The 21,002-nt window shown below is 67.4% G+C and carries 21 protein-coding genes; 10 read left to right on the forward strand and 11 right to left on the reverse strand.

Annotation, left to right across the window (positions count from 1 at the left end):
- Positions 1–7: 7 nt before the first annotated feature.
- Positions 8–631, forward strand: a complete 624-nt coding sequence (locus tag ABCN56_RS09775; RefSeq protein WP_343080617.1) for an HAD family hydrolase — start codon at positions 8–10, stop codon at positions 629–631.
- Entirely contained in the window at positions 628–1,539 is a 912-nt protein-coding gene (locus tag ABCN56_RS09780; protein ID WP_343080618.1) for an ornithine cyclodeaminase family protein, read from the forward strand. Before ABCN56_RS09775 ends, ABCN56_RS09780 begins: the two co-directional genes overlap by 4 nt.
- Here ABCN56_RS09780 and ABCN56_RS09785 read toward each other — a convergent pair.
- On the reverse strand, positions 1,536–2,774 hold the full coding sequence (locus ABCN56_RS09785) for an MFS transporter (protein WP_343081469.1): 1,239 nt from the start codon (positions 2,772–2,774) through the stop codon (positions 1,536–1,538). The two genes, ABCN56_RS09780 and ABCN56_RS09785, sit on opposite strands and share 4 nt — an antisense overlap.
- 126 nt (positions 2,775–2,900) lie before the next feature.
- On the opposite strand from ABCN56_RS09785, the gene zapE reads away from it, so the two are divergent.
- Complete coding sequence (zapE, locus tag ABCN56_RS09790; protein ID WP_343080619.1) at positions 2,901–3,989, forward strand: cell division protein ZapE; 1,089 nt, start codon at positions 2,901–2,903, stop codon at positions 3,987–3,989.
- A gap of 4 nt (positions 3,990–3,993) precedes the next feature.
- Here zapE and ABCN56_RS09795 read toward each other — a convergent pair whose 3' ends face one another.
- The 4 genes from ABCN56_RS09795 to ABCN56_RS09810 form a co-directional block, all read right to left on the reverse strand.
- On the reverse strand, positions 3,994–5,025 hold the full coding sequence (locus tag ABCN56_RS09795; RefSeq protein ID WP_343080620.1) for an LLM class flavin-dependent oxidoreductase: 1,032 nt from the start codon (positions 5,023–5,025) through the stop codon (positions 3,994–3,996).
- An 86-nt stretch (positions 5,026–5,111) separates the two neighbouring features.
- A complete protein-coding gene (locus tag ABCN56_RS09800; protein WP_343080621.1) occupies positions 5,112–6,386 on the reverse strand; it encodes a bifunctional folylpolyglutamate synthase/dihydrofolate synthase in 1,275 nt (424 codons plus the stop codon).
- Positions 6,383–7,315: an acetyl-CoA carboxylase, carboxyltransferase subunit beta gene (accD, locus tag ABCN56_RS09805; protein WP_343080622.1), complete on the reverse strand. Its 933-nt coding sequence runs from the start codon at positions 7,313–7,315 to the stop codon at positions 6,383–6,385. The genes ABCN56_RS09800 and accD overlap by 4 nt, the downstream gene beginning before the upstream one ends.
- A 62-nt stretch (positions 7,316–7,377) precedes the next feature.
- Positions 7,378–8,283, reverse strand: coding sequence for a CPBP family intramembrane glutamic endopeptidase (locus tag ABCN56_RS09810; protein ID WP_343080623.1), 906 nt, complete (start codon positions 8,281–8,283; stop codon positions 7,378–7,380).
- A 118-nt stretch (positions 8,284–8,401) separates the two neighbouring features.
- Here ABCN56_RS09810 and ilvD point away from each other — a divergent pair, with 118 nt between their 5' ends.
- From ilvD to ABCN56_RS09840, 6 genes are all read left to right on the forward strand, one after another.
- Positions 8,402–10,135 (forward strand): dihydroxy-acid dehydratase, encoded by a 1,734-nt coding sequence (gene ilvD, locus ABCN56_RS09815; protein ID WP_343080624.1) that lies wholly within the window; start codon positions 8,402–8,404, stop codon positions 10,133–10,135.
- Positions 10,116–10,781, forward strand: a complete 666-nt coding sequence (locus ABCN56_RS09820; RefSeq protein ID WP_343080625.1) for a cation transport ATPase — start codon at positions 10,116–10,118, stop codon at positions 10,779–10,781. The genes ilvD and ABCN56_RS09820 overlap by 20 nt, the downstream gene beginning before the upstream one ends.
- Positions 10,782–10,881: 100 nt before the next feature.
- Positions 10,882–11,652 carry a DUF6478 family protein gene (locus ABCN56_RS09825; RefSeq protein WP_343080626.1) on the forward strand — a complete coding sequence of 257 codons (771 nt, stop codon included), beginning with the start codon at positions 10,882–10,884 and terminating at the stop codon, positions 11,650–11,652.
- Positions 11,653–11,659: 7 nt separating this feature from the next.
- Complete coding sequence (locus tag ABCN56_RS09830; RefSeq protein ID WP_343080627.1) at positions 11,660–12,037, forward strand: hypothetical protein; 378 nt, start codon at positions 11,660–11,662, stop codon at positions 12,035–12,037.
- A 126-nt stretch (positions 12,038–12,163) separates the two neighbouring features.
- The gene (locus ABCN56_RS09835; protein ID WP_343080628.1) at positions 12,164–14,185 is read left to right on the forward strand and encodes an oxidoreductase; all 2,022 of its coding nucleotides are present in this window, start codon (positions 12,164–12,166) and stop codon (positions 14,183–14,185) included.
- A gap of 139 nt (positions 14,186–14,324) precedes the next feature.
- Complete coding sequence (locus ABCN56_RS09840) at positions 14,325–15,230, forward strand: LysR family transcriptional regulator (protein ID WP_343080629.1); 906 nt, start codon at positions 14,325–14,327, stop codon at positions 15,228–15,230.
- Between the two features lie 72 nt (positions 15,231–15,302).
- On the opposite strand, the gene ABCN56_RS09845 is transcribed toward ABCN56_RS09840, so the two are convergent.
- The 4 genes from ABCN56_RS09845 to ABCN56_RS09860 are packed head-to-tail and all read right to left on the reverse strand — an operon-like array spanning position 15,303 to position 18,269.
- On the reverse strand, positions 15,303–16,247 hold the full coding sequence (locus tag ABCN56_RS09845) for an OmpA family protein (RefSeq protein WP_343080630.1): 945 nt from the start codon (positions 16,245–16,247) through the stop codon (positions 15,303–15,305).
- Complete coding sequence (locus ABCN56_RS09850) at positions 16,244–16,777, reverse strand: peroxidase-related enzyme (RefSeq protein WP_343081470.1); 534 nt, start codon at positions 16,775–16,777, stop codon at positions 16,244–16,246. The genes ABCN56_RS09845 and ABCN56_RS09850 overlap by 4 nt, the downstream gene beginning before the upstream one ends.
- 59 nt (positions 16,778–16,836) lie before the next feature.
- On the reverse strand, positions 16,837–17,541 hold the full coding sequence (locus ABCN56_RS09855; protein WP_343080631.1) for a GNAT family N-acetyltransferase: 705 nt from the start codon (positions 17,539–17,541) through the stop codon (positions 16,837–16,839).
- Positions 17,538–18,269 (reverse strand): competence/damage-inducible protein A, encoded by a 732-nt coding sequence (locus tag ABCN56_RS09860; RefSeq protein WP_343080632.1) that lies wholly within the window; start codon positions 18,267–18,269, stop codon positions 17,538–17,540. Before ABCN56_RS09860 ends, ABCN56_RS09855 begins: the two co-directional genes overlap by 4 nt.
- 146 nt (positions 18,270–18,415) lie before the next feature.
- Between ABCN56_RS09860 and map the strand changes: the two genes are divergently transcribed.
- Positions 18,416–19,201 (forward strand): type I methionyl aminopeptidase, encoded by a 786-nt coding sequence (gene map, locus ABCN56_RS09865; protein WP_425466106.1) that lies wholly within the window; start codon positions 18,416–18,418, stop codon positions 19,199–19,201.
- 21 nt (positions 19,202–19,222) lie between these two features.
- Here the strand turns inward: map and ABCN56_RS09870 are convergent, their stop codons facing one another.
- Both ABCN56_RS09870 and ABCN56_RS09875 read right to left on the reverse strand, forming a co-directional pair.
- Positions 19,223–19,870, reverse strand: a complete 648-nt coding sequence (locus ABCN56_RS09870) for an HAD family hydrolase (RefSeq protein ID WP_343080634.1) — start codon at positions 19,868–19,870, stop codon at positions 19,223–19,225.
- Positions 19,871–19,970: 100 nt separating this feature from the next.
- The gene (locus ABCN56_RS09875; protein WP_343080635.1) at positions 19,971–20,843 is read right to left on the reverse strand and encodes a DUF2189 domain-containing protein; all 873 of its coding nucleotides are present in this window, start codon (positions 20,841–20,843) and stop codon (positions 19,971–19,973) included.
- Between the last annotated feature and the right edge of the window lie 159 nt (positions 20,844–21,002).

Consider the following 21,002-nt stretch of genomic DNA (forward strand, 5'->3'; position numbering starts at 1 on the left):
GAGCGGCGTGAAGCCAGAGGCGGTGATCTTCGACATCGGGAACGTCCTGATCGAGTGGAACCCTGAGCGGTTCTACGACACCGTCATGGACCCGGCCGAACGCCGCCGGATGTTCTCCGAGATCGATCTTCACAAGATGAACGACGCGATCGACAAGGGCGCCCCGTTCCGCGAAACGGTCTATGAAACGGCCGAACTCTACCCCGAGTGGCGGGACATGATCCGGCTCTGGCATGACCGCTGGATCGACATGGCCTCCCCGGCCATTCCCGGATCGGTGGCTCTCCTGCGCGCGCTCAGGTCCCGCAGGGTCCCGGTGTTCGCGCTGACGAATTTCGGAATCGGCAGCTTCGCCTTCGCCGAGACCCAATACGACTTCCTGAAGGAATTCGACCGCCGCTACGTTTCGGGGCACATGGGCGTCATCAAGCCCGATCCCCGGATTTTCGACATGGTGCAGGAGGATTGCGGCCTTCCGCCCGGAAGCCTTCTGTTCACGGACGACCGCCACGACAACATCGCCGAGGCCGAAAGGCACGGCTGGCAGACACATCTGTTCGAGGGACCGGAGGGCTGGGCCGAAAGACTCGTCTCCGCTGGTCTTCTGAGCCGCGAGGAGGCAAGGCCATGACCGTCAACATCATCGGCAAGGAGGCCGAGGCAAAGCTCGACTGGATCGCGCTGACCGAGGCTCTGGAGGCGGGGCACCTTCTGCCGAAGGCCGAGGTGGGCGATACCTTCCTCTACCGGGGCAAGGACACGCTCCTGACCCGCTCCGCCTGGATCGATGGAATGGGGCTCGCGGTGAAGGCCGCGACGATCTTCCCGGGCAATGGCGCGTTCGGCGTGCCGAACCTGAACGGCGCGGTGAATCTGTATTCGGACCGCGATGGTACGCTCGAGGCGCTCATCGACTTCCACCTCGTCACGAAGTGGAAGACGGCGGGCGATTCCCTCCTCGCCGCGCGGCGGCTTGCCCGGCCGGATGCGCGCCGCATCCTGATCGTCGGAGCCGGCACCGTGGCGCATTCGATGGTCGAGGCCTATTCCGCCGCCTTCCCCGGCGCCGAATTCACCATCTGGAACCGGACCGAGGCGGCGGCCCGCGCCTTCGCCGAGGAAACCGGCGCCAGTGCCGCGACCGACCTCGAGACGGCCGTCCGGTCAGCCCAGATCATCGCCACCACCACCATGACGACCGAACCCTTGATCCGGGGCGAGTGGCTTTCGCCCGGCACGCACCTTGACCTCATCGGCGCCTACCGCCCCGACATGCGCGAGGTCGATTCCGAATGCTTCGCCCGCGCCCGGGTCTTCGTCGACGCCCGCGCGACGACGCTCGACCATATCGGCGAACTGATGGCCCCACTCGCCGACGGCACGATCACCCGAGAAGACGTCGTGGCCGACTTCTACGACATCGCCTCCGGCCGCTTCTCACGCGGTTCCGAGGAGGAGATCACGCTCTGCAAGAATGGCGGGGGCGCGCATCTCGACCTGATGACCGCGCGCTACATCTTGGCCGCGACGACCGCCTAGGCCGGCAGGAAGTCCGTCCGGCGCTCCCTGATGGGCAGGTGCACCAGCGCCGAGAAGGCGCCGACGGCCACGCCGATCCACCAGACGAGCGTGTAGTTGCCGTAGATGTCGTACATCCGACCGCCGAGCCACACGCCGAGGAACCCGCCGAGCTGGTGGGAGAAGAACACGATCCCGTAAAGCGTGCCCATGTAGCGCAGCCCGTAGATATGGGCGACGAGGCCGGAGGTCAGCGGCACCGTCGCCAGCCACAGCGCGCCCATCGCCAGCGAGAAGACGATGACCGAGGCGGGCGTGATCGGCAGGATGATGAACATGGCGGCGACCACCGTCCGCGCCGCGTAGATCCCTGCGAGCAGGTATTTCTTCGTGTAGCGCTTCCCAAGCCATCCCGCGGTCAGCGTGCCGCCGATGTTGGCGACCCCGATCAGCGAGATCGCCAGCGCCCCAAGCGTCGAGGTGGAGGAGATCCCGAGCCCGCTCAGCAGGCTCCCGGGCGCGATCGGGCCGCAAAGCTCCGTCACGAAGGCCGGGAAATGCGCCGTGATGAAGGCAAGCTGGTAGCCGCAGGAAAAGAAGCCGAGGAAGATCAGCGTGAACGATGGGTCCCTGGACGCGCGCGTCAGGACCTCGCCCAGGGATTCTTCCAGCTCTGCCCGGCTCGCCCTCTCCGGCGCCTTCAGCAACGGCAGCGCGAGAAGCGACGCGCCGATGATCCCTGCGAACACGAAGAAGACGCCCTGCCATTGCATGTGCGTCAGCAGCCATTCCGCGAAAGGCGCGCCCACGATCTGCCCGGCCGACCCGGCCGCCGTGGCGACGCCGAGCGCCATGGATCGGTTCTCGTCCGAGGCCGCGCGGCCGACGACGGCCAGAACGACGCCGAAGCCCATCCCCGCGATCCCGAAGCCCACCGCAACCTCGAGCGCCTGGTGAGCGATCGGCGTGGTGGACATCGCGCTGAGGATCAGGCCCGTGGCGTAGAAGACGGCTCCCGCGACGATCGCGCGCCGGTCCCCGAAGCGCTCCGCGACTGCGCCGAACAACGGCTGCCCGATGCCCCAGGCGAGGTTCTGGATCGCGATGGCCAGCGAGAATTCGGCGCGCGGCCAGCCGAATTCCTCCGCGATCGGGATCTGGAACACGCCGAAACTCGCCCGGATTGCGAAGCCCACGAGGATGATGATGCAGCCCCCGATCAGCACCGGGGTCACGAGAGGCGCGCGCGTGTCCATGTCCGCTCCGTTTTCGACCGGCGCATGGATCACCAGCGTTGCGGTAACGTCAATGGGAATCAGTCGCTTGGCCCCGACCTGCCGAACCCGCTTCCCCTTTTCGCCGCCCCGCGCTATCCCGCCGTCATGGCCCCGCCCGTGACGCTGACCGAGATCTACGACCGTATGGTCCACGAAGGCGTGCTGAAGCCCGACCCGGCACAGCGCGCGGCGCTGCCGTCACTTGAGCGGATACGCGAGGCGCTGGAGGCCCCGGCCCCGAAGCGCGGGCTTCTTGGCGGTCTCTTCGCGAAGCCGCCGGCGCCGATCACCGGGCTCTACCTCTGGGGCGGGGTCGGGCGCGGGAAGTCCATGCTGATGGACCTGTTCATGGAACAGACGCAGATCCGGGCGAAGCGGCGCGTCCATTTCCACGCCTTCATGCAGGACGTGCAGAACCGCTTGCACGAGGTCCGGAAGACCGGCGTGGACGACGCGATCCGTCCCGTTGCAGAGGCGGTGTCCGAAGACCTGCGCCTTCTCTGCTTCGACGAGATGCAGATCACCGACATCGCCGATGCGATGATCGTCGGCCGCCTGTTCCAGGGGCTCTTCGAACACGGCGTGACCATCGTCACGACGTCGAACCGCCCACCCGACGACCTCTACAAGGATGGCCTGAACCGTCCGCTCTTCCTGCCCTTCATCGCGCTCCTGAAGGAGCGGATGGAGGTCATGGAACTCGAAAGCGCCACCGACTACCGCCAGCACCGGCTCGCCGGTGCGCAGGTCTATTTCACCCCTGCCGGGGCGGAGGCGCGCGGGGCGATCGAACGGCTGTGGGACGAACTCACGGGTGGCGGCGGGGCGGGCCCGCTAACCCTGACCGTCAAGGGACGCGAAGTGACGTTGCCCGACGCGCGTTCGGGCGTTGCGCGGGCCTCGTTCTGGGATCTCTGCGGCCGCCCGCTCGGCCCGGCGGACTACCTAGCGGTGGCGGGGGCCGTCCGGGTGCTGATCCTCGAGGAAATCCCGCTTCTTTCGGCCGCCAACTACAACGAGGCCAAGCGCTTCGTCACCCTGATCGACACGCTCTACGAGGCGAAGGTGCGGCTGATCTGTTCGGCTGCCGACGTTCCTGAACGGCTCTACATCGAGGGCGAGGGCACGTTCGAGTTCGCGCGCACGGCCAGCCGCCTTCGGGAGATGCAGGGGGCCGACTGGGGGGCGGAGTGACCGCTCAGGCCAGAAGCTCCCGCACGCGGGGGATTACCGTTTCGCCATAGAGCCGGATCGACCGCATCAGCGGTTCGTGCCCAAGAGGGCCTAGGCTGTATTTCATCTGGAACCGAGCAAGGCCGAGCGTCCGGATCGTCCCGGCCATCTTTTGCGCCACCGTCTCCGGCGAGCCGACGTAGAGCGATCCGCCCTCGACTTCGCCCAGGAACGCCTCGCGCGTAACCGGGGGCCAGCCGCGTTCGCGCCCGATCCGGTCGTGCAGTGCCTTGTAGGCGGGCCAGGCCTCCTCCCGCGCCTGTTCGTCGGTCTCGGCGACGTGACCGGGGGAATGGACGCCAAGGCCCTTGGACGTCCCGCCGATCTGCTGGTAGGCGCGGTGGTAGAGATCGACGAAGGGGCGGAATCGGCGGGGATTGCCGCCGATGATCGCGAGCATCATCGGCAGGTCGTGCCGGACGGCGCGGACCACGGATTCCGGGCTGCCGCCGACGCCGATCCAGGCGCGCAAGCCAGAGGGCGGGAGCGGCGGATAGACGCGCTGCTTGCGCAGGGGGGCGCGGGTCGTGCCGGACCACGTCACCTCGCGCTCGCGCATCAGTCTGACGAAGAGGTCGAGCTTTTCCTCGAACAGCGTCTCGTAGTCTGACAACTCATAGCCGAAAAGCGGGAAGCTTTCAGTGAAGGAGCCGCGGCCGAGGATCACCTCCGCCCGGCCCGAGGAAAGCGCGTTCAAGGTGGAGAATCGTTGGAACACGCGCACCGGATCGTCGCTCGACAGGACAGTGACGGCGGTGCCGAGCCGGATGCGCGAGGTGCGGGACGCGATCGCGGCCAGCATGATCTCGGGCGCCGAGATGGCGAAGTCGTCGCGGTGGTGCTCGCCGAGGCCGATGAAGTCGATCCCCATCTCGTCGGCCAGAACCGCCTCTTCGATCACGTCGCGGATCACCTGGTCCTGAGGCAGGGGCGTTCCGTCCGGTCCTTTCGGAACGTCGCCGAAAGTGTCGAGGCCGAATTCGAGGCTGTCGCTCATGTCTGTCTCCGCGCGGTTCCACGGAGTCTTATCGCGGTGGCCGGCGCAAGGCGATGGGCCCGAACGCGCAGGCCATGTGCGTAATCTCAGCCGTTCTCGCGCAGGACGCCGCCCGCGAGGTAGAGCGAGCCGCAGATCAGGATGCGCCCGCCTGGGTCGCGCGCGGCGAGCATCCGCACCGCGTCGAGCACGCTGTCGGAGGTTCCGGCCTCGATCCCGGTCTTCGCGGCATGGGCCTGCGTGTCCTCGGCGGACAGCGTGTTCGGCTCTCCGGGAATCGAGACGGCGGTCAGGCTGTCGGCCACGGCGGCGAGGGGGCGCAGATAGCCCCCGATGTCCTTGGTGTTGAGCATGCCGACGACGAGATGCGTCGGTCGCTTCGGCATCCGCGCGAGCGTCGCCGCGACGGCCTCGCCCCCGGCCGGGTTGTGCCCGCCGTCCAGCCAGAGTTCCGCGGAGCCCGCAGCTTCGACGAGCGGCCCGTGGCTGAGGCGCTGCATGCGGGCGGGCCAGTACGCGCGCGTCACCGCCGCCTCGCAGGCTTCCTCCCCGGCGCCGAGGTGGCGGAGTGCGGCGAGTGCGGCGCCCGCGTTGTCTATCTGGTGCGGACCGGGCAGGTTCGGCAGCGGCAGGTCCAGAAGCCCGTTCTCGTCCTGGAAGATCAGGCGCCCGCGTTCCTCCCAGGCGTTCCAGTGCTGGCCGTGGACGAGAAGTGGCGCACCAAGGCGGGCGGCCTTCTCCTCGATGGCCCCGAGGCCGTCCGGTGCCTGGGGGCCGACGACGCAGGGCACGCCGCGCTTGATGATCCCGGCCTTCTCGCCCGCGATCTCGGGAAGCGTTTCGCCCAGGTATTGCTGGTGGTCCAGCGACACCGGCGTGATGATGGTCAGGCGCGGCTTCTCTACGACGTTCGTCGCGTCGAGCCGCCCGCCGAGGCCGACCTCCAGCAGGGTCCAGTCCGCCGGGGTCCGGGCGAAGGCCAGAAGCGCCGCGCAGGTCGTGATCTCGAAATAGGTGATCGGAATGCCGCCGTTCGCGGTCTCGCATTCGGCGAGGACCTCGGAGAGGTAGGGTTCCGAGATGAGCTCCCCGGCCAGACGGATGCGCTCGTGGAACCGCGCGAGATGGGGCGAGGTATAGGCGTGGACGCGCCCGCCCTCGGCCTCGAGACCGGCGCGGATCATGGCCTGGGTGGAGCCCTTGCCGTTCGTCCCGGCGATGTGGATCACGGGCGGCAGGTTGCGTTCGGGATGGCCCAGAGCCTCCAGAAGCCGCCAGACGCGGTCCAGCGTGAGGTCGATGATCTTGGGGTGAAGCGACATCATCCGGGTGAGGATGACGTCCGATCCTGGGGTGGTCACTTCTTGGCGGCCTCAGTCGCGGCCTGCTCGGCCGGTGCGGGTTCGGGCTTGGGGGCGGGCAGGTCGCCGGCCACGGCCGGGGTCTTGCCCATGAGCAACCGGGTGATCGTGATGAGTTCCTCCCGCAGCTTCTTGCGGTGGGTCACACGGTCCAGCATACCGTGATCCAGAAGGTATTCGGCGCGCTGGAAGCCCTCGGGCAGCTTCTCGCGAATCGTCTGCTCGATGACGCGGGGGCCGGCGAAGCAGATCAGGGCATTCGGTTCCGCGATCTGCACGTCGCCCAGCATCGCGTAGCTCGCCGTAACGCCACCGGTCGTCGGGTGGGTCAGGACGACGATGTAGGGAAGCCCCGCCTCCTTCAGCATCTCGACCGCGACCGTGGTGCGCGGCATCTGCATCAGCGACAGGATCCCTTCCTGCATCCGGGCGCCGCCCGCGGCGGAAAAGAGGACGAGCGGCCGCTTCAGCTTCACCGCGCGCTCGGCGGCGGCGATGATCGCGTTGCCGACGTACATGCCCATCGACCCGGCCATGAAAGCGAAGTCCTGCGCCGCGGCGACGATCGGGGTGCGCCCGATCTCACCTTCCGCGACAAGCATCGCCTCGCGCTCTCCGGTCGACTTCTGGGCCGCCTTCAGACGGTCCGGGTAACGCTTCTGATCACGGAAATGCAGCGGGTCCGTGACGGGTTCGGGGACCTTGACCTCGCTGAACACGCCCCCGTCGAACAGCGCGTTGAAACGCTCCCTCGGGGTGATCGCCATGTGATGGTCGCAGGAGTTGCAGACATTCAGATTGTCCGCCAGTTCCCGGTGGAAAAGCATCTGCCCGCATTCGGGGCACTTCGTCCAGAGGTTCTCGGGCACCTCGCGGCGCGAGAACAGCGAGTTGATCTTTGGCCGGACGTAGTTGGTGATCCAGTTCATCTGGGCGTGCCTTGGCGGATGCGTCAGGCGCCTGAGATAGCCCCGGTGGCCACGAATTGCAATCAGACGCGAAGCATCACGCGCGCGAGAAGCCAGGCGGCGACCGTCCAGACGGCGTCGACGGCGAGGATCGGCAGGAGATGCGCGGGATCCTGGAGGTTCACGACGAGGTTCCAGAGCGCCAGCCCGTCAAGGTCGCCAAAGACACCGATCAGGAAGATGGAGGAGAAGTTGTTGGCAAAGTGGAACCCGATCGCGGCGCCGAGGTTCCCGGTCCGGGCGGTAAGATCCGACGCCAGGACGCCGAAAAGCGCCGACCAGAAGACGATGAGCCACGCCATCGCGCCGAACGTGCCGGGCGCGAAATGCGCGAAGGCGAAGAGCGCCGATGGAACGCCCATCCATATCGCCGACGCGCGGAAGCGCGCCGCAAGTTGCTGTTGCAGGTAGCCGCGGAAGGCCATCTCTTCCGCCGCGACCTGGATCACGAGGCCCGGCAGGGCGAACGGCAGCCAGGAAAGCCAGACACCGAAGCTCAGGTGCCGACCCGCTTGCTCCGACATCGCGGACAGCGGCAGGAGAAGGATGGCGAAAAGGCTCAGCCCCCCCGCGACCCGCACGAAGTCCCTCAGGGCGGCGTCGCGCGGGCCCAGAAGGGTTTCGAGCCCGCGCCCGTGCAGAAGCCGAAGCGGAATGGCCACCGCGAGAACGAGAAGGAGAAAGCTGTAGAGCAGAAGCAGCACGCCACGCGGCGTCCGGCCGCCCGAGAGGTCGTTGGCAAGGCTGAGCGCCGCCCAGGTGCCGAACAGCGTCTCGGCGATCCAGAGCATCGCCACGATCAGCATGAAGTAGAGAGCGGTCATCAGAGCGGCGCCAACGGCCGTCCGCCAGAGTTCCGAGCGTGGCCGCGCGGGGGCAGCGAACCCCGCGAGCGGGGCGTAGTCGGCGCGTCGCGCGGGCTCCGGCATCGATTTCCTGTCCTCCAGCGATCGCGAGGCTAGCTGCAGCCCCCGGCGGCCGCAATCCTCCTTGCCCACCCGGGGCAGCTTCTCTATTCCGTTCCCCGAGTAAATCCGGGAGGACCCCATGAAAAACCGCACGTTCGACAAGTCGAAGCTCCCCAGCCGCCATGTCACCGAAGGTCCGGCCCGGGCGCCGCATCGCTCCTACTTCTACGCCATGGGTATCTCCGAAGAGGAAATCCACCAGCCCTGGGTCGGCGTCGCCACCTGCTGGAACGAGGCCGCGCCCTGCAATATCGCGCTGAACCGGCAGGCGCAGGCCGTGAAGATGGGCGTGAAGGCCGGCGGCGGCACTCCGCGCGAATTCACCACGATCACCGTGACCGACGGGATCGCGATGGGCCACGAAGGGATGCGCTCCTCGCTCGCCTCGCGCGACGCGATCGCGGACACGGTGGAACTCACCATGCGCGGCCACTGCTACGACGCGCTCGTCGGCCTTGCGGGCTGCGACAAGTCGCTGCCGGGGATGATGATGGCGATGGTTCGCCTCAACGTGCCGTCCGTCTTCATCTACGGCGGTTCAATCCTGCCGGGCAGACTCAATGGCAAGGACGTCGTCGTCCAGGACGTGTTCGAGGCCGTGGGCAAGCACCAGGCCGGCCAGATGACGGATGCCGAACTCGACATCCTCGAGCGCGTCGCCTGCCCCTCCGCGGGTGCGTGCGGCGGCCAGTACACGGCGAACACCATGGCCTGCGTTTCCGAGGCGATCGGCCTCGCGCTGCCGAATTCCTCCGGCGCGCCCGCGCCCTATGAGAGCCGCGACCAGTATGGCGAGGCTTCGGGCGTCGCCGTGATGAACCTGATCGAGAAGAACATCCGCGCGCGTGACATCGTCACCCGCAAGTCGCTGGAAAACGCAGCGCGCGTCGTGGCCTGCACCGGCGGCTCGACCAACGGCGGTCTGCACCTGCCCGCTATCGCGCATGAGGCGGGGATCGACTTCGACCTCTTCGACGTCTGCGACATCTTCCGCGACACGCCCTATTTCGTGAACCTCCGCCCCGGCGGGGACTACGTCGCGAAGGACCTCTACGAGGCGGGCGGCGTGCCGGTCGTGATGCGCGAACTGCGCAGGGCGGGGCTGATCCACGAGGACTGCATCACCGCGACGGGACGCACCATAGGCGAGGAGCTCGATCTCGTCGATCGCGCGGTCGACGGCAAGGTGATCTACCCGGTGGACGCGCCGATCACGCCGACGGGCGGTGTCGTGGGCCTCAAGGGCAACCTCGCGCCCGACGGCGCGATCGTGAAGGTCGCCGGCATGAAATCGGAAGAGCAGGTCTTCACCGGCCCGGCGCGCGTCTTCGAATGCGAGGAGGACGCCTTCGAGGCCGTCCAGAAGCGCCAGTACAAGGAAGGCGAGGTCATCGTCATCCGCAACGAGGGCCCCGCTGGCGGCCCCGGCATGCGCGAGATGCTGGCGACCACGGCGGCGCTTTCGGGCCAGGGCATGGGCAAGAAGGTCGCCCTGATAACCGACGGCCGCTTCTCGGGCGCGACGCGGGGCTTCTGCGTGGGTCACGTGGGCCCGGAGGCCGCACATGGCGGGCCGATCGCGCTCCTGAAGGACGGCGACATGATCACCATCGACGCCGTGACGGGCGAGATCTCGGTCGACCTGTCGGACGAGGAGCTCGCGAAGCGCAAGGCCGACTGGAAGGGCCCGCGCGAAACGGCCTACGCGACGGGCGCGCTGTGGAAATACGCCCAGCTCGTTGGTGGGGCGCGCTGGGGCGCGGTCACCCATCCCGGCGGCAAGGCGGAGCGGCATGTCTACATGGATCAGTAAGGCAGCCTTCGCGCTCCTTGCACCGGCTATCCTCTCCGCCTGCGTGGCGGGGGGGACCGGCTCCGCGCCCACGCAGGTGGCGGTTCTGGGGAGTTCGGTAACCGTGGCGGGACCGCGGGGCTATTGCGTGGACAGCACGGCGAGCAGGGACGGCGCGGAATCGGCCTTCGTCCTCCTTGGCAGCTGCGCCTCGCTCGCGGGCACGCCCTTCGCCCCCGCGCCAAAGGCGCCCGCGATCCTGACGGCATCGGTCCTCGCAGAAGGCGCGGAACTCGTCGCTGAAACGGCGCCGCTGGCGGCATTCTTCCGCTCGGCCTCGGGCCGCGCCGCGCTTAGCCGTTCGGGCAATGCCGAGACCGTCGAGGTGCTCGAGACCTTCGAGGCGGACGGTGTCATGTTCCTGAGGGTCCGCGACATCTCGGAGAGCGGCACGCAGGGGCAGCCGGTGGAGCCGGAATACTGGCGGGCGGTCCTTGCGCTGAACGGACGGCTCGTGACGCTCTCGGCCCTTGGCCACCAGGCGCGGCCCCTTTCCGCCGGGGACAAGCGCGCCGCGATCGACGCGTTCCTCGCGCGGATGCTTGCGGCGAACCCGACCCGCACGGCCGAAGCCCCCGAGGCCGCCGCGCCACCTCCGGCCAACTGAGCGCGCGGCATGGCTTGACCGTTCCGATTTGCGGAAACCGCCCGGTAACGGCTAACAGGTAATTCAGGCATTGCCCCTTCGGGCGGATATCCGGGAAAAGATGGCAGGGCGCAGGGACAGCTTTCTGGATCGGCTTCGGCACCACCGCTCGCTCCTCAGCTGGGCGCGCGCCGCCAAGGATGCCGCGACCGCCGACATCGCCACGCTTCGCGCGCAGCGCGACCGTGGCCGCCAGCTCCGCCGCGAGATCGACCGGCTCCTGTTCGAGGCGCAGGCCCGTCTCACGCGGCCGTTCATCGGCGAGGACGTGATCCAGAGCCCGCTCGGGGCAGACTGGGCGTGGCGTCCGGAACTCTGGCGCGGCCCGATTTCGCCGTCGGGCTTTGCATCGGCGGGCAACAGGATGCAGCTCGACGAGCGGACGACGCTCTTCCACGACTGCCGGGACAGCGAGATCACGCTGCGGCAGGTGCGCAACCGGCGCAGCGACGACCTGGCCCCTTTCGGCCTCCTGCTGGACGCCCTCGGCTTCGACGGGACGTTCCTGTCGCTCGCCATCGACCTGCCGGAGCTGGAGGAGGGGCTGAAACGGCGGCACATCCTGCGGTTCTCGACCGTCATCGAAATCGAGCGGCCGGTGAAGATCTTCGGCCGGCTCAACATCAAGCACGGCCCGAATACCGAGCAGATCCTGCGGGAGCTTTCCTCGGAAGGATCGGAGCGGATGGCGGAATTCGACCTGGGCGACAGCCCGCTGCAGGAAAACCGGGTGGAAGGGGCATGGCTCGACCTGATCTTCGAGGCGCCTCGGATGAACGCGATGCTCCTGCGCGACGTGACGCTGAGCCGTCGCCTCAGGGCGGAACTGTGAGGCTACCATGAGCAAGGCGATCCTGACGAAGACGCGCATCCATGCGGGCCGCTGGGAAGGGCTGCTGGAGGTTTCGGCGGACGAGCCTCCGGGGATCGCCGTCACCCATCTGGGCGAACCCGTTCCCGGACACGCGGTCGATCCGCTGCCCGGCGCGGAGGGGAAGTGGACGCTGTCGGTGCCGATCCCGGCAGAGCTTCTTTCGGACGGGGTGCAGACCTTCGTGATATCCGACGCGGAAACGGGGGAACGGCTGGCTTCCTTCGCCATCGTGGCGGGTGAGCCGCTCGAGGACGACCTGCGGGCGGAAATCGATCTTCTGCGGGCGGAGCTCGATCTCCTGAAGAAGGCGTTCCGCCGGCATTGCGCAGAAACCGGCGGCTGAGGCGCGCATCGGCCCCGGCACGTGCGGTCGGGAGCGGCCGACTGGAAAGCGGAAGTCGGTGACGCGGCGTCGGACGTGACTCGGGCGCGCGGCGCCGCCATTCTGCCGGGCAAAACGGAGATCCCGATGAGCCCCTATCCGCATCTTCTCGCGCCCCTCGACCTTGGCCATGTCGTCCTGCCGAACCGCGTGCTGATGGGGTCGATGCACACGAACCTCGAGGAAACGCGGGACTGGAACCGGGTGGCGGAGTTCTACGCGGCCCGCGCCCGCGGCGGGGTCGCGCTCATGGTGACGGGCGGCATGGCGCCAAACCGGGAAGGCGGCGTGTTCCCGGGCGCAGCGGGGCTCTTCGGAGCCGACGACGTCGCCAACCACCGGGTCGTGACGAAGCGCGTGCACGACGCCGGCGGGCGGATCGCGATGCAGGTCCTGCATGCCGGACGCTACGCCTACTGCAAGGACTGCGTCGCGCCTTCGCCGATCAAGTCGCCGATCTCGCCCTTTCCGCCCAATGAACTGGACGAGGCCGGGATCGAGAAGCAGATCGCCGACATCGCCACTTCAGCCGCCCGCGCGCGCGAGGCGGGATATGACGGCGTCGAGGTGATGGGGTCGGAAGGCTACCTCCTCAACGAATTTCTCGTGACGCACACCAACAAGCGCACCGACCGCTGGGGCGGGTCCTACGAGAACCGGATGCGCTTCCCGCTCGAGGTGGTGCGGCGGGTGCGGGAGGTCGTGGGCGAGGATTTCATCCTCATCTACCGCATCTCGCTTCTCGATCTGGTGCCCGAAGGTTCGACCTTCGACGAGGTCGTGACGCTCGCCCGGGCGGTGGAGGCGGCGGGCGCCTCGATCCTCAACACCGGGATCGGCTGGCACGAGGCGCGGGTGCCGACCATCGCCACCTCCGTCCCGCGCGCGGGATTCGCCTGGGTCACGCGGAAACTGATGGGCAAGGTCGGAATTCCTGTCATCGCCTCGAACCGGATCAATACGCCCGAGGTGGGCGAGAGCGTCCTGGCAGAGGGATGCGCGGACATGGTTTCGATGGCGCGGCCATTCCTCGCCGACCCGGAGTTCGTGACCAAGGCGGCCCAAGGCCGTGCCGAGGAGATCGCACCCTGCATCGCCTGCAACCAGGCGTGCCTCGACCACACGTTCTCGGGCAAGATCAGCACCTGCCTCATCAATCCCCGCGCCTGCCACGAGACCGAACTGACCTACGACCCCGCCCCCGTGCCCAGGCGGATCGCCGTCGTCGGCGCGGGGCCGGCCGGGCTGATGGCGGCGCTGGTCGCGGCCCGGAGGGGGCACGGCGTGACGCTCTTCGAGAAGGCGGCTCGGCTCGGCGGGCAACTCAACATGGCGCGGATGATCCCGGGGAAGGAAGAATTCGAAGGGCTGGTCGCGTGGTTCGAAACCATGGTCGCGAAGGCGGGGATCGACCTGCGGCTCTGCGCCGAGGCGAGCGTGTCGGATCTGAAGGGCTTCGACGAGGTGATCGTCGCGACCGGAGTGACGCCGCGCGACCCCGAGATCCCCGGCCAGGATCGGGCCAATGTCCTTTCGTATGTCGACGTCCTCGCGAAGGGCGCCGAGGTCGGCAAGCGCGTCGCCGTGGTCGGTGCCGGGGGGATCGGCTTCGATGTCGCGGAGTTCCTCGTGCAGGGCGGCGACAGCCCGACGCTCCACCCCGAAGAATGGCGCGCCGAATGGGGCGTGGCCGATCCGGAGACCCGGCGCGGCGGCGTCGCGGCGCCGCAGCCCGAGCCGCCGGCGCGGCAGGTGACGCTCCTTCAGCGCAAGCCGGAAAAGCCGGGGCGCAGGCTTGGCAAGACGACCGGGTGGATCCATCGGGCCGCGCTTCAGATGAAGGGTGTGAAGATGCTGGGCGGCGCAAACTACGAGCGGATCGACGAGAACGGGCTGCACGTGACTTTCGGCCCATCCAGGGAGAACCCGACCCTTGTCGAGGCCGATACGGTCGTTCTCTGCACCGGGCAGGAAAGCGTGCGCGGGCTTGCGGATGCGCTGGCCCGCGAGGGGATCGAAGCGCATGTGATCGGCGGCGCCGACGTGGCTGCGGAACTTGACGCGAAGCGGGCCATCGATCAGGGGGCGCGACTTGCCGCGCGGCTGTGATGGTTGGACGGCGAAGAACCCTCATCGCGTTGAACAATCGGTCCGAAAATTCCTGACAATTGTCCGTCCGCCACCTAATTCTTGCCCGATTCCGGGTTGATACCAAAGGACATAGGGGAATGTTCTGCACGGGTGAACAATGGACCGGCTCACCGAAATGGAGGCCTTTGCAACGGTTGTGGATCAGGGAGGATTCACTGACGCAGCCAAGAAAATGGGCATCTCCAAGTCGGCCGTGTCGAAGCACGTTTCGGCACTGGAGGCCCGGCTCGGAGCGCGGCTCCTGAACCGGACGACCCGCCGGGTTTCGCCCACGGAGATCGGCCTTGCCTACTACGACCGCGCGCGGCGTGTCCTGTCGGATGCGGGCGAGGCGGATGCGCTCGTCACCTCGATGCAGTCCGCGCCCTCGGGCCTTCTGAGAATTTCCGTTGCGACCGACTTCGGCGTGAACCTGCTTTCACCGATTCTCGGGAAGTTCCTGTGGGAATACCCCGACATCACCGTCAACATGGTGCTGAACGACAACTATGTCGAACTCATTTCGGAAGGCTTCGACATGGCGATCCGGGTGGGCGAACTCGAGGATTCCACGCTCCGGGCGCGAAAGCTCTCCGAGACCGCGAAGCGGATGATCGGCGCGCCGGCCTATTTCGCCAAGTATGGCCGCCCGGCGCGGATCGACGACCTGAACGAACACAAGCTTCTGCATTATTCGAATCAGTCTGCGGGCGGCGTGTGGAAGATCACCGCACCCTCCGGCGAACGGCGGCAGGTCCGGACCACGGGCTGGCTGACGGTGAACGATGGGCAGTCGCTTCTCAATGCGGCGATTTCGGGGCTCGGGATCGCCTACCTGCCGGAGTTCCTCTACGCCGACGCGATGCGGCAGGGGCTCGTCGAAGAGGCGATGCCGGAACTCCCGATCGAGACGCTGGGGATCTACGCGGTCTATCCGCCCGGGCGCTTCACACAGCCGAAGGTCCGCGCATTCATCGATTTCCTGGCCCGCACCTTCGCGGACAAGGGCCCGGACAACTGGTGACAAGCAGGGGGCCGGTGCTCGCGGCCGGCAGGCTTCAACTGAGCAGCGGCAATCGGAAAGGCGCGGCAGGCGTCACTCCGTCGAGGTGAGGATCACCTCGACCCGGCGGTTCAGGGTCCGGCCCTCGTCCGACAGGTTTGCGGCGCGCGGCGCGAGATAGCCGACGCCCTCGGCCTCAAGCTGCGTCGGAGACACGCCGAAGGTCGATACGAGGCGGTTCACCACGGAGGAGGCGCGGCGCTCCGAAAGCTGGATGTTGGCGCTGAGGCTGCCCACGGCATCGGTATGGCCAACAAGCGTGACCTTCCGAGCCGGATTGGCGGCAAGGTAGGCGGCGAGTTCCGCAAGCGATGCGAATGCGCCGTCGGCAAGCTCGGCAGAGCCGGTTTCGAATAGCAGGTCGTCGAGCGCGACGGAGCCCGTCTTTTCCAGGCGATCGCCAAGGCCGGCCGAGAAATCCTGCGCGGGCGCGGCGGTGACCGGTGTGATGTTCATCGCCTTGGTTGAAGGGGCGGCGACCGGCGTGAGGTCGGGAGGGCCGACGCGGGTCATCTGGACGAAGCCTGATTCCGAAGAGCGGCTGACCAGAAGCGCGATGTATTCGGGCGTTTCGCCCGTCGTGCTCTGGGCCGCGAGATAGCGGTAATCGCCGAGGTCCACATGCATGTCCGGTTCCGGCAGAACATGCGTTTCGTAGCGGAAATCGAAACCGCCGCAGGTCGCGGCCTCACATTCGAAAAGAACCTCGAAGCCGTCCGCCTGAAGCTCCTCGCGCATCGGCGAGAGAATCTGAAGAGTGGTCGCGCGCGTTCCCACGATCCGCCAGGCGGAATGGGATACGGTCCCTTCGACGGAAAGCTTCTCCACCCCGCCACCTGCGAAGGGACCCACGGGAAGACCGAAGCTGCCCAACGCCTCGTTCGCCTGCACGGTCAGTTCGGCATCGCCCGGCAGCGTCAGCGCCGCGTTGGCCGCGCCCGGCAGAAGGAGCGCGAGGAGGAGGACCGGGACCCTCACCGGTGCGCCTCGTGATACTCGGGGTTGGGTTCCATCCCGGTCGCCGAGGCCACGCGGTTCGTCATGTTGAAGAAACCTGCCACCGAGGCGATGTCCCAGATGTCGCGGTCGGTGAAGCCCGCATCGCGCAGGGCCTGGCGGTCCCGCTCTTCGACCTTGGACGAGGACAGCGTGAGCTTTTCCGCGAATTCCAGCATCGCGCGCTGGCGCGGGGTCAGGCGCGCGACGCGCCAGTTCATCACAAGCGCCTCGCCCAGAAGGGGGTCGCCCGACAACTCGCGCACCGCCGCGCCATGCGCGACCTGGCAGTACCAGCAGCGATTGAGGGAAGACACCGCAACGGCGATCATCTCGCGTTCGAGCTTGGAAAGCCCGCTCTCCGCCAGCATCAGGTCGTTATAGAGCGCGGTGAAGGCGTTGAGCTTGCCGATGTCGAAGGCATAAGCCTTGAGCACGTTCGGAACGAGCCCAAGCTTGTCCTGGCATATGTCAAAATACTTCCGGGTTGCATCCGGAAGTGGCTCGACCATCGGCAGATCGAGGGCCGTCGGGCTTTTGCCTGTTTCTTCTTTCAACTGCTCCTGCCTCGTCAGGCTTGTTTTGAGCGATAGTAATAGTGTCCCACAACTTCCATTTCCAGGGAAGCGTAGAGCGCGGCAGCGTCGGCATTTGCCTGCGTGACCAGCACGGAAAGCTGTTTTGCGCCAACATCTTGCGCCCAGCGCGCGGCTTCTCGCATCATGTGGGTGGCGATTCCTTGCCGACGTTGCGAGGGAATCACGTGCAGCGCGTGCAGCATCGCCGTTTCGCCCGCCGCCGCGATGAAAGCTGTGCCCGCGGCGCGGTCGTTGATGCGGCCGAGGACCGTCGTTTTCGGGAAGGGCGCGCGCTCCATCACGGCCAGCCGTTCGGGACCGACGCCGCCATCCGCCCAGAGTTCGCGCTGGATTTCCAGCATCGGCCAGAGCCGGAACGTCGTGACCGGCGGAGTGTGCCGGGCGAGCGTGGCGACCGGGGCGGCGTAGATCGTGACGGCGTCGGCGACGTGATAGCCGCGGGCATCCAGAGCGGCGTCCAGGCGGCCGTCCCCGTCACGGATCATGAAGAGGGGCTTCTGCCCCAGCTCGGCCTGCGCGGTCTCGGCCAGGGGGATGTCGTCTTCCGTCCACGCGCCCTCGGCCGTCGTGGCCGAGACGCGGCTTCCCCCGCCCAGCCCTTCGCGGATCTTCCACGGCCCCCGGCTCAGGCAGCGGGCGGCGGGCCAGGTCGCGTCGATGACGTCGTAAAGGTTCACGCAGTGGAGCCGGCAAACAGGGCGGCGAGCTTCGTCATTGCCGCGTCGATCCGGGAGGCGTCCGTGCCCCGGATCACGACGTTCGACCCGTAGGCACCGTTCCGGATGAACGGATAGGAGCCGAAGGAGAGGTCCGGGAACTCCTTCGCGAGCTTGCCGAGCGGTTCCGCGATGATTCCCTCGCCGAGGTCGATGCGCAGCGACTGCGACAGCACGGGCTTCCCGCCTGCGAGACGCGGCAGCAGGTCCGCGACCATCGCCTGAAAGATCGAGGGCACGCCCGCCATGACATGCACGTTTTCAAGCGAAAAGCCCGGCGCGCCCGAGATCGGGTTCGCGATCAGCGTCGCGCCCTCGGGGATGCGGGCCATGCGCTTCCGGGCGTCGGTGAACTCGAGCCCAGAAGCCGCGTAGTAGGCGCCGAGCAGGTCATACGCGTCCTTCCGGACGTCGAGCCCCATCCCGAAAGCCTTGGCAATGGCGTCGGCGGTGATGTCATCATGCGTCGGGCCGATCCCGCCCGAGGTGAATACATGCGTATAGGCGGAGCGCAGCGCGTTTACGGCCGCGACGATCGCGGGTTCGTCATCCGAGACGACGCGCACCTCCTTCAGATCGATGCCGACGCGGACAAGCTCGCCCGCGAGGTAGTGCATGTTCGCGTCGCGCGTCCGGCCCGAAAGGATCTCGTCGCCGATAATCAGGATCGCTGCGGTTGGGTTGGACATACTCGCCTCCGTCGTGGCTTCCTGATCTATAGGGCGGGCCGTGCAGGCGGGAAAGCCCCGTGCGGTCTGGCCAAGGGACGATTCGTTTCCTATTTAATCCGGGACAACGAACGAAAGGGAACAGAGTGGACGACCCGCGCGGCCGCATGACCAAGGACGGCATCAGGATCTACGAAGCCGAGGACTTCGCCGGCATGAGCGCGGCGGGAGAACTCGCTGCGCGCATCCTCGACGATGTCGCGCCTCTCGTGGAGCCTGGCGTGACGACCGAGGCGCTGGACGACTTCATCCGCAACGCGGTCGAGGCTTCGGGCGCCAAGTCAGCGACGATCGGTTACCGGGGCTACAAGCACGCCTCGTGCATCAGCGTGAACCATGTCGTCTGCCACGGGATTCCGGGGCCCAAGGTTCTCAAGGACGGCGATATCCTGAACATCGACGTCACGGTGATCCTCGACGGCTGGTACGGCGACACGAGCCGCATGTACGTGGCCGGCGGTCTCAGCCGCAAGGCCGAGCGTCTGATCCAGGTCACCCATGACGCGCTGATGAAGGGCATCGAGGCGGTCAAGCCGGGCAATACCTTCGGCGACATCGGCTACGCGATCCAGTCCTACGTCGAGGCGAACCGGATGAGCGTTGTGCGCGACTTCTGCGGGCACGGCCTGGGTCGGGTGTTCCATGCGCCGCCGAACGTCCTTCACTACGGCCGCCCGGGATCCGGCGCGCGCCTTGAGGAGGGCATGTTCTTCACGATCGAGCCGATGGTGAACCTCGGCCGGCCGGAGACCAAGGTCCTTGCCGACGACTGGACCGCCGTGACGCGGGACAAGTCCCTTTCCGCGCAGTTCGAGCATTCGGTCGGCGTGACCTCCGACGGGGTGGAGATCTTCACTCTTTCGCCGGCGGGCCATTTCCACCCGACCTACTGAGCCGCCACGGCTGGCCCCGCGTCACAGACCGACGAGGGCAGGCAGATCCGACATCCGGTGAAAGACCTCCGCCCCCACGGCGACGAGGCTCGCGCCGTCGTTGTGCTGGGCGAATCCGAGGCAGCGCATGTTCGCCGCGCGCGCGGCGACACAGCCAGTGGCGCTGTCGTCCACGACGACCGCGCGATCCGGGTCCGCGCCGAGCGCCTGCGCGGCGTGCAGCCAGAGGCCGGGGGCGGGCTTCGGCGTGCCGAGGTCCTGCCCGGAAAAGATGAGCCCGGAGAGCCTCGCGTAAAGATCGCGGTGCTGCCCGAGCGTGATCTGCATCTTCCGCCCGGTCCCGTTCGAACCGACCGCGTAGGGAATCCCCGCAGCATCCAGAGCGTCGAGCGCCTCCTCGATCCCGGGGATCAGCGGCGTGCCTTCCGCCAGCAGGGCATAGAGACGCTCGTAGAAGTCATCGACCCAGGTCGCTGGAAGATCGGCGCCCATCGCGCGTGCTTTCGCCGCGACGGCGCGCATGGTCCCGCCGATGAACAGTTTCTCCATCTCGGCCAGCGAAACGGTGAGCCCGTGGTTGGCGAGGTCCTCGGCAAGGAGCTCCAGCGTCATCGGCTCGCTGTCCACGAGGACGCCATCGCAGTCGAAGAGTACGGCCGAAGGTGTCATGCGGGGCTCTCGGCAAAATCAGGGTCGCGACACCATAGCGGCGCCGGACGGGATGCTCAAACCCGTCCGGACCGCCGGCGACAGTGTTTCTACGTCTGGATCAGCGCTCCGTGTCCTCGACGTGGACGACCGCCCGGCGGTAGAGGTGCCAGGAGGCGTGTCCGAGGATTGGCAGGACCACGACCAGCCCGATGAGAAACGGTATCGACCCGGCCACCATCAGCGCCGCCACGATCACGCCCCAGAGCGCCACCGCCCCGGTGTTCTTCCGCGTGACCTCAAGCGAGGTTGCAAGCGCGACCGCGACGCTCACCTGACGGTCGATCATCATCGGGAACGACACGATGAAAAGGGCCAGCACCGCCGCGGCGAAGAGAAAGCCGAACCCAAGGCCGGCAACGATCATGGTCCAGCCTTCCGACGTTCCGATCACGGCGCGGTAGAATTCGCCAAGGCCCATCGGCCCAGCCGGACCAAGCGTCCAGACGTAGATCGTCTGCGCCACGAGAAGCCAGGCGATGAAGATCGCCACGAGCACGATGCCGAGCCCCGCAACCGGCCCGATCACGCCCGGACGCAGGGCGGCGAAGATGCTGGAGATGCCGACGGGCTCGTCCGCCTCGCGGCGCCGGCTCATCTCGTAAAGTCCGATGCCGGCCAACGGGCCGAGCAGGACGAAGCCTGCGGCCAAGGGGAACACGAGGTGAACGACATCGGCGCTGAACGCCAGGATCGCCAGAAGCGCGCCGATTGCGGGGTAGACCACGACCAGCGTGATGACATCGGACCGCATCGCCTTGAAATCGTCGGCGCCGTCCCGGAGGGCAGCCCTCAGGTCCGCCGCGGTGATCCGCTGCACCCTGGGCCTGGTCCGGCCGCCACGCATCGCATTCACCGCCTCGCCGACCTCATGGCCGGCTTTCTGCACCGCACGCGCACCCCATGAGAGGGGATTGCCTATCGTCTGTGCCATTTTACTTCTCCGTCGCCAGTTGGCGGGCGGCCGGAGGGCGGGCGCTGCGTCGGGCCGGATGGTCCGGGCGCTCAGCGCCGTCCGGCCGTCCTCGATGGCGCGAGTCTAGCAACTTTCGGCTGTAACAGGGATCACGCTGTCGCGCGGTTTCTTGCTTGG

This window comes from Ostreiculturibacter nitratireducens (genome assembly GCF_032670585.1).
Lineage (GTDB): Bacteria > Pseudomonadota > Alphaproteobacteria > Rhodobacterales > Rhodobacteraceae > Ostreiculturibacter > Ostreiculturibacter nitratireducens.